Annotated in this window: 15 protein-coding genes; 6 read left to right on the forward strand and 9 right to left on the reverse strand. The window is 70.2% G+C overall.

Going from position 1 to position 14,103, the window contains the following annotated elements:
• Positions 1-13 precede the first annotated feature (13 nt).
• A complete protein-coding gene (locus ACTU3I_RS12665) occupies positions 14-799 on the reverse strand; it encodes a 2-keto-4-pentenoate hydratase (RefSeq protein WP_442926052.1) in 786 nt (261 codons plus the stop codon).
• Positions 800-867: 68 nt separating this feature from the next.
• Between ACTU3I_RS12665 and ACTU3I_RS12670 the strand changes: the two genes are divergently transcribed.
• The gene (locus ACTU3I_RS12670) at positions 868-1,644 is read left to right on the forward strand and encodes an IclR family transcriptional regulator (protein ID WP_442926053.1); all 777 of its coding nucleotides are present in this window, start codon (positions 868-870) and stop codon (positions 1,642-1,644) included.
• A 9-nt stretch (positions 1,645-1,653) separates the two neighbouring features.
• Here ACTU3I_RS12670 and ACTU3I_RS12675 read toward each other — a convergent pair whose 3' ends face one another.
• Entirely contained in the window at positions 1,654-2,511 is an 858-nt protein-coding gene (locus ACTU3I_RS12675) for an amidohydrolase family protein (protein ID WP_442926054.1), read from the reverse strand.
• Positions 2,512-2,600: 89 nt separating this feature from the next.
• Positions 2,601-3,542: a LysR family transcriptional regulator gene (locus tag ACTU3I_RS12680; protein WP_442926055.1), complete on the reverse strand. Its 942-nt coding sequence runs from the start codon at positions 3,540-3,542 to the stop codon at positions 2,601-2,603.
• Between the two features lie 164 nt (positions 3,543-3,706).
• Between ACTU3I_RS12680 and ACTU3I_RS12685 the strand changes: the two genes are divergently transcribed.
• From ACTU3I_RS12685 to ACTU3I_RS12705, 5 genes are read left to right on the forward strand one after another with little or no spacing between them, the layout of a single operon-like run.
• Entirely contained in the window at positions 3,707-4,585 is an 879-nt protein-coding gene (locus tag ACTU3I_RS12685; RefSeq protein WP_442926056.1) for an alpha/beta fold hydrolase, read from the forward strand.
• A 2-nt stretch (positions 4,586-4,587) separates the two neighbouring features.
• Entirely contained in the window at positions 4,588-5,607 is a 1,020-nt protein-coding gene (locus ACTU3I_RS12690; protein ID WP_442926057.1) for a VOC family protein, read from the forward strand.
• A 15-nt stretch (positions 5,608-5,622) separates the two neighbouring features.
• Positions 5,623-6,846 (forward strand): cytochrome P450, encoded by a 1,224-nt coding sequence (locus ACTU3I_RS12695; RefSeq protein WP_442926058.1) that lies wholly within the window; start codon positions 5,623-5,625, stop codon positions 6,844-6,846.
• On the forward strand, positions 6,843-7,046 hold the full coding sequence (locus tag ACTU3I_RS12700; RefSeq protein ID WP_442926059.1) for a ferredoxin: 204 nt from the start codon (positions 6,843-6,845) through the stop codon (positions 7,044-7,046). Before ACTU3I_RS12695 ends, ACTU3I_RS12700 begins: the two co-directional genes overlap by 4 nt.
• Entirely contained in the window at positions 7,043-8,209 is a 1,167-nt protein-coding gene (locus ACTU3I_RS12705) for an NAD(P)/FAD-dependent oxidoreductase (protein WP_442926060.1), read from the forward strand. Before ACTU3I_RS12700 ends, ACTU3I_RS12705 begins: the two co-directional genes overlap by 4 nt.
• Positions 8,210-8,218: 9 nt before the next feature.
• Here ACTU3I_RS12705 and ACTU3I_RS12710 read toward each other — a convergent pair whose 3' ends face one another.
• Genes ACTU3I_RS12710 through ACTU3I_RS12735 form a run of 6 tightly spaced genes read right to left on the reverse strand, consistent with a single transcriptional unit; the run spans position 8,219 to position 14,039 of the window.
• Positions 8,219-8,629 (reverse strand): PaaI family thioesterase, encoded by a 411-nt coding sequence (locus ACTU3I_RS12710; RefSeq protein ID WP_442926061.1) that lies wholly within the window; start codon positions 8,627-8,629, stop codon positions 8,219-8,221.
• Positions 8,626-9,090, reverse strand: coding sequence for a MaoC/PaaZ C-terminal domain-containing protein (locus ACTU3I_RS12715; RefSeq protein ID WP_442926062.1), 465 nt, complete (start codon positions 9,088-9,090; stop codon positions 8,626-8,628). The genes ACTU3I_RS12710 and ACTU3I_RS12715 overlap by 4 nt, the downstream gene beginning before the upstream one ends.
• On the reverse strand, positions 9,087-10,787 hold the full coding sequence (locus ACTU3I_RS12720) for an AMP-binding protein (protein WP_442926063.1): 1,701 nt from the start codon (positions 10,785-10,787) through the stop codon (positions 9,087-9,089). Before ACTU3I_RS12720 ends, ACTU3I_RS12715 begins: the two co-directional genes overlap by 4 nt.
• Positions 10,784-11,488, reverse strand: coding sequence for an ABC transporter ATP-binding protein (locus tag ACTU3I_RS12725; RefSeq protein ID WP_442926064.1), 705 nt, complete (start codon positions 11,486-11,488; stop codon positions 10,784-10,786). The genes ACTU3I_RS12720 and ACTU3I_RS12725 overlap by 4 nt, the downstream gene beginning before the upstream one ends.
• Positions 11,485-13,176: a branched-chain amino acid ABC transporter ATP-binding protein/permease gene (locus ACTU3I_RS12730; RefSeq protein WP_442926065.1), complete on the reverse strand. Its 1,692-nt coding sequence runs from the start codon at positions 13,174-13,176 to the stop codon at positions 11,485-11,487. Before ACTU3I_RS12730 ends, ACTU3I_RS12725 begins: the two co-directional genes overlap by 4 nt.
• Positions 13,173-14,039, reverse strand: coding sequence for a branched-chain amino acid ABC transporter permease (locus ACTU3I_RS12735; protein WP_442926066.1), 867 nt, complete (start codon positions 14,037-14,039; stop codon positions 13,173-13,175). Before ACTU3I_RS12735 ends, ACTU3I_RS12730 begins: the two co-directional genes overlap by 4 nt.
• Between the last annotated feature and the right edge of the window lie 64 nt (positions 14,040-14,103).

Here is a 14,103-nt window from a genome sequence, read left to right on the forward strand (position 1 = left end):
GGGGAAACGGATGTCAGGAAAAGCGGATGCCGACCGTGCCCAAGGGCCCGAAGTCGGCGGAGATGAGGTCGCCGGTCGATACCGGCGCCGCGGCGCAGACGCTGCCGGGCAGCACGATCGATCCGGCAGTGAGCGTCACGCCGTACTCGCCGAGCTTGTTCGCCAGCCACGTCAGCGCGTTCAGCGGAGAGCCCATGACGGCGGCACCGGTGCCCTCGGCGATCTTCTCGCCGTCGCGCGAGAGCGTGACGGTCAGCGCGGCGAGGTCGACATCCTCCACCGGCAGCCGCACACTCCCGATCACGGCGCCGGCGGAGCTGGCGTTGTCGGCGATCGTGTCGGGCAGCGTGATGCGCCAATCGGCGATGCGGGAGTCGATGATCTCGATCGACGCGACAACCGCCTCGACCGCCGCCCGGGCATCGTCGGCCGTGAGGCCGGGCCCGCGCAGGTCACGCCCGAGCACGAAGGCGATCTCGGGCTCGACGCGCGCGGCGAGGAAGTGGTCGAGAGCGACCTCGCCGCCATCCGGGTACGCCATGCCGTCGACGAGGAAGCCGTAGTCGGGCTGGTCGACGCCGAGCTGCTGCTGCATGGCGCGCGAGGTGAGCCCCACCTTGTAGCCCCAGATCGCGCGCCCCTCAGCGGTCCAGGCGGCGATCTGCGCCGACTGGATCGCGTAGGCGTCATCGACGGTCAGGCCCGGATACGTCTCGCTGAGCGGAGCGATCGCGGCTCCCGTCTCGTACGCGCTGAAGAGCGCGGCGGCGGCCTCGTGCACCTGGCTGTCATCGATCATCGGAAACCTCGTCGTCGGGATCGGGGAGCGGGCTCGACTCTAGGGAACCCCGCCCGCATACTCGGCATATGCGTTCCACTGAGCGGAATGGTCCGATCTCGGTGATCGGCCGCGTGTCGGCGATCATCGGATGCTTCGCCGAGACCGACACGACCCTCACGGTCGGCGAGATCGCCCGCCGCACGGGGATCGCCAAGACGACGGTGTGGCGGTTGAGCAGCGAGCTCGCCGAGCACGGTTTGCTCGACGCCAGCAGTGACGGCCTCTCCCTGGGTCTTCGCCTGTTCGAGCTCGGCGAGTCGACGTCGCGGCCGCGGTCGCTGCGCCGTCTGGCGCTGGCCCGGATGGAGGCGCTCCGCCAGCAGACCGGCCTGACCGTGCATCTGGCCGTCATCCGCGGCGTGGACGTGGTGTACATCGAGATCCTGCATGCGCGGGCCTCGCCGAAGATGCCGAGCCGGGTCGGCGGGCGGGTGCCCGCGCATGCCACCGGCGTCGGCAAGGCGCTGCTGGCCTTCTCTCCCGCGCCCGTCCTGGAGACGGTGCTGCAGCGCGGCCTCGAGGCTGTCGGGCCGCATACGATCACCGACCCGGACGCCCTTCGGGCAGAACTCGCCCGCGTGCGCGAGCGCGGCATCGCGACGGAGCGTGAGGAGTCCGCGGCGGGGGTGGCGTGCGTGGCGGTGCCGATCGTCCTCGCCGACGGCGCGGTCACGGCGGCCCTGTCGGTGTCGGGCCCGGCGGATGCCATCGACCCTGCGGCGCTGTCCCGCCCGCTGAGAGACGCGACGGAGGCGCTGCAATCCCAGGCCGAGCGCCTCTCCCGTCCTCGCGTGGCCATCTGAGACGCTCTGTCAGGCTGCGGCATCCGCCTCAAGACGCGCGGCGGCGTGGGGGAAGAGCCGCAGGAAGTTCCCGGCGAAGATCGCCTCGAGGTCGGCCTGCGCCATCGGGGAATACAGCAGCTCGTTCAGGATCGCCGGGTAGTTATACAGCAGGGGCTTGGCGTACGAGTCGGTGCCGAAGATCAGCCGCTCGGCACCGAAGCGCTCGACGAACGTGTCGATCGGTCGCATGAGTGGGAAGGCGATGGCGGTGTCGAAGAGCACATTCGGGCAGCGGGCCGCGATGTCTTCCATGTAGCGCACGTGAGTGGCGCTGGAGAAGCCGTCGAGGGCGACGATCGTGGCCGCGGGATGGGCAAGCGCCAGGTCCACGAGCATCCAGGGCGACTCCAGCCCCGACTCCGAGAACATGTGGACGTAGCAGGGACGCGCCCGGTCGGCGACGCGCTCGACGAGCTCGTGCATCCGCCGGTCCGACACCGCGACGCCCTGATATCGCGTGTGCCACGCGACGCCGTCGAGGGCGAGGTCGCCGAAGATGCGCTCGATCTCCTCCTCGTTGGCCCGCAGATCGTGCAGGGGCTCGAGGACGCCCAGGGCGACCGGGAAGTGGGAGGGGTCGGCGTCCCGGTACGCGGCGATCGCGTCGTTGACCCGCCGGGTGTCGGCGATCCCGTGCGTGCGCTCGTATTGGAAGCCCGGGATGACCGCCGCGGCGGTGATCCCGAAGTCCTCGAGCATCGCTCGGTGCTCGTCGGCCTTGCGCGCGACGACGGAGTCGACCGATTCCGTCTCCCTGCCCAGCGCGAGCTGGCCGACGTGGTGATGCGTGTCGATGATGCGGGCGACCTGGCGACGCTCGAGCATGGGACCTCCTCGTTCCGCAGCCACGCTAGGCGCGGGGGGGTGCCGACGACCATGTCGAATGCCGCGACGCACTGATCCCCGTGCGGGTATCAGTCCGCGGTCGCCGGCGCGCCGTAGCGCTCGATCATCGCCTCGCGGACGACGGTACGGAGGTTTCGCTGCAGAGCCGAGAACCGCTGCGCGGTGCGGTGCACCATGAACACCATGTCGTGCATGGCGGGCGCGTCGACCACCTCGATCTCACGCAGCACGCCGGCGGCGATCTCGTCGGCCACGCCGTTGCGCGACAGCAGCGCGACCCCGAGGTTCTCGATCACGGCGCTCTTGATCGCATCGGCGCTGCCGAGCTCGATCTCGACGCGGCGGTCGTGCACCCCGATCGCGGCCAGCGCGGCGTCTTGGCTCCGGCGGATGGCGAGCCCCTCCGGCGGCGCGACGAACGGCAGCGCGGCGAGGGCACCCACATCGATGCGGTCGGGGACGTCGCTGTTCGCGGCCGAGGCGATGACGACCAGGCGCGGTCGGGCGAGCAGCTCCGCGCGGAACGTGCGGCTGTCGAACACGCCGTCCCCCGCCACGACGGCGAAGTCGAGTCGCCCCGTGCGCACCCCCTCGAGGGCGGCTTCGGCCGGCGACATCTCGAGGCGGATGCGGGCACCCGGATGCTGCACCTTGTAGGCGATGATCGTGGGGGCGAGGACCGTGTTGCCCACGGTGATGGTGCAGCCCACCGAGGCCGAGCCTGCGGAACCGTTCGACAGGCTCGCGAGCTCCTTGTCGAGCTCGGTGCGGCCGCGCAGGACGTCGGTCGCCCACAGCAGCACGCGCTCCCCCGCCTCGGTGAGGACGATGCCCCGCCCGTCGCGCTGGAAGAGCTTCGCGCCGACGCGCTCCTGCAGCGAGCGGATGTGCGCGCTGACGACGGGCTGCGAGATGTAGAGCTCCTCGGCGGCGCGCCGCACCCCGCCCAGCTCGGCGACACGGCAGAACACCTCGAGCTTCTGGAGCGATATCCGGTTGTCGTCGGCCATGCCGGACCTCCTGCGATTGATATCCGAACGTCTATGCAAACGGGGAAAAGTTCGTCATAGACCTACTACACGGTCGAACCTAGCCTGATTGCGCTGGCAACGCTGCTCGTTTCGATCGGCGCGCTGCCCGCCCCCGCTGAGCCCCGAGAGAAGGTCCGCAACCGATGAGCAGTACCGAACGTCCGTATACGAGCGTGTGGTCGGATCTGGCGCAGGTCGAGTTCCGCCAGGGGTTCCTCGAGACCCCCCGCTACCGCACGCGGTACCTGCACGCGGGAACCCCGGGAAAGCCGGTGCTGCTCCTCCTCCACGGCATCACGGGTCACGCGGAGGCGTACGTGCGAAACCTCGCCTCCCACGCCGAGCACTTCGACGTGTGGGCGATCGACTTCATCGGCCACGGGTACTCCTCCAAGCCGGAGCATCCGCTGGAGATCCCGCACTATCTCGACCAGGTCACCGAGGTGCTCGATCACCTCGGCGCCGAGAAGGCCTTCTTCTCCGGCGAGAGCCTGGGCGGCTGGGTGGCGGCGCGGTTCGCCCAGCTGTACCCGGAGCGCGTCGAGCGGATCGTCCTCAACACGATGGGCGGCACGATGGCCAACCCGAAGGTGATGGAGCGGCTGTACACACTGTCGATGCAGGCGGCGGAGGACCCGTCGTGGGAGCGCGTGAAGGCGCGGCTGGAGTGGCTCATGGCCGACCCCGCGCTCGTCACCGACGACCTCATCCGCACGCGTCAGGCGATTTTCGAGCAGCCCGACTGGCTGATGGCATGCCGCATGAACATGGCCCTTCAAGATCCCGAGATCCGCGCCCGCAACATGCTCTCCGACGACGACCTGCGAGCCATCCAGGCTCCCGCACTGGTGATCTGGACGACGAAGGACCCCTCCGGTCCCGTCGACGAGGGCCGCCGCATCGCCGGGCTCATCCCTTCGGGGCGTCTTGCGGTCATCGAGAACGCCGGCCATTGGCCCCAGTACGAGCAGACCGAGACCTTCGACCGCATCCACCTCGACTTCCTCACCGGAAAGGACTGACCATGGCCCTGCAGGATCGCTACGACCCCGGCCCCTCGATCGCCCACATCGGCACCATCAATCTCGGAACCCCAGACCTGGAGAAGTCGCTGTGGTTCCACCGCGACGTGCTGGGGATGGAAGAGGTCGAGCGCGACGGCGACGTCGCCTATCTCCGCTGCTACATGGAGCGGGGACATCACTCGCTCGTCCTCACGCAGCAGGAGGAGAGCATCGTCAATTCCTACGGCTTCCGCGTCGGACGACCCCAGGACGTGGAGCTGTTCGCCGAAGAGCTGGCGCGGCAGGAGATCGAGACGGTCGAGGTCCCGTCGGGCACCGAGCGCGGGCGCGGCACCGCCGTGCGGTTCCAGCTGCCCGGCGGCACGCACCCGTTCGAGTTGTACTACGACGTGGATCGTCCCCTCGCCCCGGAGCATCTGCGCTCGAAGCTTCCCAGCAACTCCTCGCGGCGACGGGGCCTCGGCGCCCGGCGCATCGACCACTTCAACATCCAGGCCGATCCGGGCCGCATCAACCAGGCGGAGTCGTGGGTGCGCGAGAACCTGGGGTTCAAGCGCCGCGAGTTCGCCATGCTCCCCGACAACCCGACCACGGTCATGGCCTCGTGGATGTCCGTCACCTCGCAGGTGCACGACCTCGCCATCGTCGCCAACCGCAGCGAACTGAACGGGCAGCTGCACCACGTCGCATTCAACCTGGAGAATTTCTCCGATGCGCTGACGGCCGCCGACATCCTCGCCGACCTCGACGTCACCATCGGGGTCGGACCCGGAAAACACGGCATCGGGCAGGCGATGTACCTCTACGTCTTCGATCCCGGTTCGGGCCACCGCGTGGAGCTGTATGCCGGCGGCTACCAGATCTTCGATCCCGACTGGCAGGCGATCGAGTGGGCGCCGGTGGACTTCCCGGAGGGCATGACCTGGTACGGCGACCCCATCGACCTCGCACCCGGCTCATCCGGCCGCGTCACCACCGGCTCGGCGGGGCTGCACCTCCCGCAACGCGCCACCGCCTGACGGGAACGAGAGACCATGACCGGGATCGTCACCCCCACGGCGGGGAAGTGCCCCTTCCCCCACGAGACGTTGTCGTCGTTCGACCACCACGATCCCGCGCTCAGCGAGTCGCGGCTGTGGGAGAGCTACGAGGCGCTGCGCGCATCGGGGCGGGTCGCGCACTCCGACCGCTACGGCGGGTTCTGGATCCTGAGCTCCTACGACGACGTGCGCTCGGCACTGCGCGACCCCGGCGTCTTCTCCTCCGCGGGCGGTCACCGCATCCCGGAGGTGGCGGCCGCCCGCGCCATCCCCATCGACTACGACCCGCCCAAGCACACCGCGTACCGCGAGATCATGATGCGCGCGATCCGCCCGCAGCGGGTCAAAGAGCTCGACACGTTCCTGCGCGACACCATCCGGGGCCTGCTAGGGGGCTTCGCCGCGAAGGGGGGCGGCGACTTCATCGCGGATGTCGCCCTGCCGCTTCCGCTGGTGGTGCTCACCCAGATCGTCGGGTTCTCCCCCGAGACGGTGCAGCAGTTCCGCCGGCTCACGGAGCGGATCGCGGCGACCATCACCGACCAGGACACCCAGCTCGCCGCACGGGAGGAGTTCCGCGCGACCCTGCGCGGCGAGATCGATCGGCACCGTGAGGAGCGCCCTGACGACTACCTCACGAGCCTCCTCGACGCCCAGATCGACGGGCGCCCCCTCGACGATCGCGAGCTGCTGTCGATCCTCAACACCGTCGCCCTCGCCGGTCACGAGACCACGATGAACTCCGCGGGACATCTCTTCTGGCTGCTCGCGAACGATGCCGGTCTGCAGGAACGACTGCGCGCCGACCCGTCGGTCGCGCCGCGCTACGTCGAGGAGATGCTGCGGCTGCGCACGCCCGCCCAGATGTTCTCTCGACGCCTCACCCAGGACGTCACGATCGACGGCACCACGATGGCCGCCGGCGAGAGCGTCCTGCTCCTGTACGGATCGGCGAACCGCGACGACACGCAGTTCGACCACGCCGACGTCTTCGACATCGACCGCCCCGCACGCGGGCACCTCGCCTTCGGGTGGGGAATCCATCAGTGCATCGGCGCTCCCCTGGCCCGGGTGGAATTGCGGATGCTGCTGGAGGAGGCCCGCGCGCTGGCACCCTTCCGTCCGGGCGGCGAACCGGAGTTCGGCTCCATCGAGTCCGGCGTCCACTACGGGCTGCGCCGACTCCCGCTCACCTTCGACCGGGAGGTCACTCCATGACGCTGCACATCGACATCGACGAGACGAAGTGCGCCGGCTATGGCAACTGCATCGCCGATGCCCCCGACGTGTTCGACCTCGACCCCGAGACCAACGTCGCCTTCGTCCTGGACGGTCATCCGCAGCCCGGCGAAGACGACGACATCGAGCAGGCCGCCGCCGACTGCCCGGTACGCGCGATCCTCCTCACGCGGGCATGACCGACCACCGCCGCGTCGTCATCGTCGGTGCATCCGTCGCCGGGGTGCGGGTCGCCCAGGCCTTGCGAACACGTGGATTCACCGGTTCGGTCGCCCTCGTCGACGCCGACGAGCAGTGGCCGCACGACCGTCCCGGGGTGTCGAAGGATGCCCTCGGCGGCCCCGCCGGCGATGCCCTGCGCCTGCTCACGGCCGACGACCTCGAGCGCCTGGACGTGACTTTGCACCGCGGCGTCGCCGCGACCGGACTCGACACCCGGCGCCGGGCGCTGCGCACGACGGCCGGGGACCGGGAGTATGACGACCTCGTGCTCGCGACCGGCTCCTCGCCCCGGCGTCTGCCCGCGCTGGAGGGGCGTGACAACGTGCACTACCTCCGCACGCTGCGCGACGCCGAGCGCCTGCGCGCCGGCCTCGACGCCGGCGGCCGGGTGGTCGTGATCGGCGGGGGGTTCATCGGCGGCGAGGTTGCCTCAGCAGCACGCCGGCGTGGTCTGCCCGTGGACATGCTCGAGGCGTCCGACCGTCTCATCGCTCGCGCGGTCCCACCGGAGGTGTCCGAAGATCTCGCCCGTCGCCACCGCGATCACGGCGTTGATCTGCGTGTCCGAGCGCTCGTCGCCGACGTCGACGCGTCTGCCGCCCGCGTCCGCGCCGTCGTGCTCGCCACCGGCGAGACCATGCCCGGCGACCACTTCGTCGTCGGTGTCGGCGCCGGCCCCGACACCGCTTGGCTCGAGGACTCCGGCGTGCCCGTCGGCAACGGCATCCGGTGCGACAGCTCCCTGCGAGCGGACGGCGTCGAGGGCGTCTGGGCGGTGGGGGACGCCGCGGAGTGGCACAATCCGCGGTACGGCGTGCGTCAGCGGGTCGAGCACTGGACGACGGCGCGTGAGCAGGCCGCCCACGTCGCCGCATCGATCGTGACGGGCACCGCGACCCCGTTCGCCGCCGTCCCCTATGTCTGGTCCGATCAGCACGACGTGCGGCTGCAGCACGTCGGGGATCCGGATCTGTCGGGAGTCGACGTGGAGGTCGAGCGATGGGACGCCGGACGAGCGCTGTATCTCTACCGCCGCGACGGCGCCGTCGTCGGGGCGACCGGGTTCAACGCGCAGGCCCCCATCGCCCGGATCCGCCGCGACCTGCTCGCGTCTGCGTGAGCACCGGCCTCACGCGCGGGGCGGATTGCGGAAGACCGCGCGTGCGGTCATGAGGAGGCGCCCGTCGTCGGCGGTGAGCCGGCCGTCGACGAAGGTGAGGGTGCGCGTCGAGCTCTCCACCCGGGCCTCACCGAGGATCGTCTGGCCCTGACGCGCCGATCCCATGAGGCTCGAGGACAGTTGCACCGTGATCGGGTGACCGGCGGGATTCTCGCCGAGGAAGCTCTCGACGGTGGCGCCGAGGGTGATGTCCATGAGGGTGAACAGCACCCCGCCGTGCGCGTGACCGTTCGGATTCAGGTGATGCGTTGCCACCTCCAGGCGCACATCGGTGCGATCGTCCCTGCGATGCCACGTGATGCCGCCGACATGCCCCAGGAATGACGCGTCCTGGCCGAGCGGCGTGAACTCGGCGCTCATGCCCGACCCTCCACGACGAGCACGACCCAGTCGGCGATCATCACCGCGGCGCCGTCCTCCTTCTCGACCGTGCAAGCGAGGGTGAGCCGCGCCGGCGAACCGACGGGGCGGCTCAGGTCGCGGAGCACCAGTCGCAGCCGCACCGGCACCTCCGGCAGCAGCGGGGCGGTGAAGCGCACCCGCTCCAGCCCGTAATTGACCCAGCGCTCGGCCCGCTCGATGGCGTAGCACTCGTTGGCGAGCCCGGTCACGAGCGACAGTACGAAGAACCCGTGAGCGATCACGTCACCGAAGGGCGCCTCGGCCGCGGCGCGGACGCGATCGATGTGCAACCAGTGCCGGTCGCCGGTGAGTTCGGCGAACGCGGCGATGTCGCCGGTCGACAGCGTCACCGAGGAGGAGATGCCGAGCTCGGTGCCGACCAGCGGCTCGAGCTCGGCGACGGTGGAAACGGTGATCATCGGGCGTACTCCATTCGGGTGTAGGCGTCGTCGAGCATCTCGGCCCGGCGGGCCAGCACGACGTTCGGGCGCAGCTGGCCCTTCGGGCTCAGCTCCTCCGGATCGGGCTCGCCGAGGGTGACAGCGCCGCGCAGCACATTGGTCTGACCGCGACGACCCTCGGCGTGGCGGGCGACGAGGGCGTCGAGGTCGACCTCGGCGTCGTCGGCGGTCCACACCAGCGCGATCAGGTGGGGGCGGTCGGGGCCGGCGATCACGACGTCGCGCACGGTGCCGCCGCCGGCAGCGAGGATCTCGCCGCGCAGCCGCTGCGTGTTCACCCAGCTGCCGTTGGCGAGCTTGAAGTCCTCGGCGATGCGCCCGTCGAAGCGGAATCCCCGCTCCGGGCGATTCTCGTCCACGAGCACCCCGGCGTCCCCGGAGCGATAGAAGCCGTCGTCGTCGAAGATCTCGCGCGTGCGCGCCGGATCGCCCCAGTAGCCGGGCGTGACGGAGTGTCCCTTCACACGCAGTTCGAGCTTCTCGCCGACCGGCACCATCCGCACCGTCACACCCGGCAGCGGTTCACCGATCCAACCCGGTCGACTGGAGCGAGTGTGCACGATCGTGGCGCCTGGCCCGACCTCGGTGGAGCCCCAGCCGCTGAGCACGGGGATGGGAGTGTCTCGCACCGTCAGCGACGCCGCTCGGAGCCGCTCGAACGTGTCGGCGCTCATCGCCGCGCCCGCCGAGAACAGCGCCTGCGCACGCTGGAACAGGGCTGATCGGAACCGCTCGTCGCGCTCCAGGTGCGGCAGCATGTCAGCGAAGACGGCCGGCACCGCGGCGTAGTACGTGGGGCGGAATCGGATGATGTTGGCGATGGTCGTGCCGAGCGCACCGGGAAGGCCGCGGGCTTCGTCGACGTGGAGGACCCCTCCGCCGGCGAGGACGAGATTGAGGTTGGAGTTGCCGCCGAACGAGTGGTTCCATGGCAGCCAGTCCACGAGCACGGGCGGCTCGCGCAGGAAGAAGGGCCACACGTCGAGGGTCGCCTGCACGTTCGCCGCGATCGCGCCGTGCGTCTGGATGACCGCCTTCGGCACGCCCGTCGACCCCGAGGTCAGCAGCACCTTCGCCGGGTCGTCGGGTGAGATCTCCGCCAGCGTGGGCGCGGTACCGGTTGCGGTGGCACGCACGCGCGCGAGCCCGTCGTCTCCGACGAGAGCGGTGGCATCATCCGGTGCTCCCGGGGACTCGGCCCGGTCGTCGAGATACACCAGGGCCGGCTCGAGCGCATCGAGCACCCCGCGCAGCCGGGCCGGATCGGCGCCGGGTGCGGCGTACTGCGCGGCGACGGGGGCCCAGATCATGCCGGCCAGCATGGCGGCGTGTGCGAGCAGGAAGTGGCCGGGACCGTTGCGGGCGAGGATGACCACCCGATCCCCGCGTCGGTGCCCGAGCGCGCGCAGTCCGCCGGCGAGCGTCTGCACGTCGTGCCACGCCTCGCCGTAGGTGAGGGTGCGGCGAAGCCCGTCGGCCGCGCACCACGTGAGCACCGGCGCGGCCGGAGTGCTTCGAGCGGCGGCGCGCAGCCAGTGCAGCGTCGACGGCGGCGGCGGCGTGGGCTCGACGAGCGAGACCACCTCCCTCCCGCCACCGGGAAGCGCTGTCACGCGGACGCGGGCCGGGGCGAAGACCGCCTCGGCCGTCGTCACAGCAGTTCCCACAGATCGTGGCGGTCGAACGCCTCCCGATCGCCCTGGAACGCCTGCTCCCCGCCGCGGATGACGTGGATCTGATCGGCCGCGAGCAGGGTCGGCCGCGCCGTCTGCTCGACGACGATCGTCGCCATTCCGAGCGTGGACCGCAGCTCGGCGAGCTTGAAGAAGACGTCATCGACGATCTGCGGCGCGAGGCCCAGCGAAGGCTCGTCCATCAGCAGATACGACGGACTCTGCGTGAGGGCCATCGCGATGGCCAGCATGCGGCGCTGCCCACCGCTCAGCGTCCGCGCGCGGGCGTCGAGCTTCGCCTCGAGGTCGGGGAACCAGCCGAGCGCCTCGGCGATCAACGGCTGCCACTGGCGACGGCGGCGGCCGGGTACCGCCGTGGCCGCGACGACGAGGTTCTCGTGCACCGTCAGCCCGGGGATCACCGCACCCTCGGAGGGCACGAACGCGATCCCCCGCTGGATGCGACTGCGGGTGCCGGAGGCGAGCAGCTCCCCGTCGATGCGGACGGAGCCGGCATCGAGCGGCCGCGTGCCGTACAGGGCGTTCAGCAGCGTGGTCTTCCCCGCGCCGTTGTGACCCAGGATGAGCGCGAACTCGCCGGGCGCGACCGACAGCGAGACGTCGGTGACCACGTGCTGGCCGCGTCGGTAGCTGGCGGTGACGCCGGATGCTGTGAAGGTCATGGGATCTCCGCCTTGCCGAAGTAGGTCGCGAACGCCGCCGGATCCTGCCGGATCTGCTCGGGAGTGCCGTCGGCGACGATTCGTCCCTCGCCGAGAAGGACGACGCGATCGGCCGCCGCCCACACGAAGTCGAGGTTGTGCTCGACGAGGCAGATGACGCGCTCGGACGATCGCAGCTCGCGGACGTGCGCCGCGACATCCGCCGCGCTCTTGGCATCCAGGCCCGCGGCCAGCTCGTCGAAGAGCACGACCGTCGGCCCCCAGTACACCAGCGACGCCAGGATGAGCGTCTTGTGCTGCCCGTACGACAGATCGCTGAGACGGGTGTCGAGCTGGTCGGCGAGACCGTAGGGCTCCAGGGCGAGTCGGATCTCCTCCGTGAGGCCGTCGGGCACCAGCCGGCTGAGCAGTCGCATCGTGCCCGTCCGCCGTGTGTGGGCGGTGACCACCATGTACTCGTACACCGTGAAGGTCGAGAACATGCGGGCGTCCTGGAACGAGCGCGCCATGCCCATGCGGGCCAGCTCGTGCGGCCGCTTTCCGGTGAGCAGCTGCCCGCCCCATTCGACAGTGCCCGCGTCGGGCCGTTCCGCCCCGGCGATGATGTTGAAGAGGGTCGTCTTGCCCGCGCCGTTGGGCCCGAGGATGGCGGTGACCTCGTGAGGCCGGAGTTCGAGATCGATCCCCTTGAGCACCGACAGGCCGCCGAAGCTCTTGGTGATCCCCGACATGGTGACCGTGCCGGAGGGCGCGTCGGCGGGGCGCTCGGCCGTCGGCGCGGATCCTGCCGCCGGGGCCCCGGGGCGGCGGCCGCGCCGCGAGGGGACGTTCCGCTCGGGGAAGATCCCCTGCGGACGGAACATCACCACGAGCAGCAGCACGACGCTGTAGATGACCGGCTCGAGCTGATCGGCGGCCGACGATGTGGACGGCACGAACGAGAGCAGTTCCGGCACCGCCACCAGCAGGACCGCGCCGAAGGCGGCGCCCCACACATTCCCGAGCCCTCCGATGACGAGCATCGTCAGGATGAGGAGCGTCTGGTGCAGCGAGAACGAGCCCGGGTCGATGTACCCGACGAACCGTGCGTAGAGGCCACCGGCGACCCCGGCGAAGCCGGCGCTCAGCATCCACGCTGCCAGGCGCGGAGCTGCCGGGGCGATCCCGAACGACTGGGCGAGCGATGAGTCATCGCGAAGCGCCCGTGTCGACAGACCGGCTGAGCGGCGCAGATAAAGATGCAGCAGGAGGATCACGACCACGGCGACCACGACGGCCAGAATCGCGAAGGGAAGAGCCGTGGCGAAAGGCATGCCGAACAGCTGCGGCCGGGGGATCCCGTACAGACCCGAGCGACCACCCGTGACCGTCGCATTCACGAACACGCTCGAGAAGACCAGCTGCAAGGCGATCGTCGCGACGAGGACCGCCTCGCCGGGAAGGCGCCACAGCGGCAGCGACACCAACACTCCGATGACTGCCGCCGTCGCTCCGCCGAGAAGAAGGTCGAAGGGGAACGGCGTCTGGAAGGAGATGGCGGAGATGGATGCGGCGTAGGCGCCGATCCCGAAGAACGCCGCCTGCATCGAGGAGAACGCGCCGGCGGTTCCCATGACGAGGCTGTAGCTCGCAGCGAGCATCGCGAAGACGCTCGCGAAGCTGATGATCTGGGCCAGATAGTCGATCATGCGTGCACCAGTCCTCTCCGTCGCACGAGGCTCGGCACGACGATGACCAGGAAGAGCAGGAAGTAGGTGACGCCGTCCTGCCAGCTCGACGGGAACACCAGCAGCGACATTCCCTGGACGAGGCCGATGCCGACGCCGGCAGCGGCCACCGCGAGGACGCCGCGCGACCCGGCGACGAGGGTCGTCGCCGTGGCGATGAGCGCGTCGTGGAACCCCATCTCCGGGCGGAATCCGGTGGCCCAGCCCTGCAGGATCGCCGCCGGGACGGCGATCGCCGACCCCAGCACGAAGCTGACGAGGTAGACGCGGGGGATGTTCACTCCGCGCCGCTGCGCCGCCTCGGGTGCGTCGCCGACGGCCCGGAACCGGATTCCCCACGGCGAGCGCTTGAGGAAGATCGCCAGCGGAACGATGATGACGACCGCGACGATGATCGTCGTGAGCTGGGCGTTCGTCAGTGGTGCGCCGTCGAAGGCGGGCCGGACGGGCGCCGAGAAGCTCACCTGCGCGAGTCCGTAGGCCATCGTGATGAGTGCCGCGACGAGGGTGAGCACGCTCGCCGAGGCGATGAAGACGATGAGGTGCGACGCGGAGCGGCGGCGCAGCGTCCGGTAGACCAGCAGTTCGATGGCCACACCCAGGACCACCGCCACCACGATGGCGCCGAGCACGCCGATCGGGAGGGGAAGACCGAGCCGCTCGATGAAGGTGTAGGCGGCGTAGCCGGCGGCGACGATGACGGCGCCGTGCGCGAAGTGGAAGATCTTCGTCGGCGTGTAGATGACGGAGAAGCTCACGCCCAGCAGGGCGTACAGGCTTCCGATGGCGATGCCCAGCATCGCGGCGTTGAGCACGGCGCTCATGGGATGTCCTCTGGTCGATCGGGCAGTGCGAGGAGCGACGGTCGTGCGCCGTTTCCGCGCACGA

The organism is Microbacterium sp. RD1 (assembly GCF_052220165.1).
Classification (GTDB): domain Bacteria; phylum Actinomycetota; class Actinomycetes; order Actinomycetales; family Microbacteriaceae; genus Microbacterium.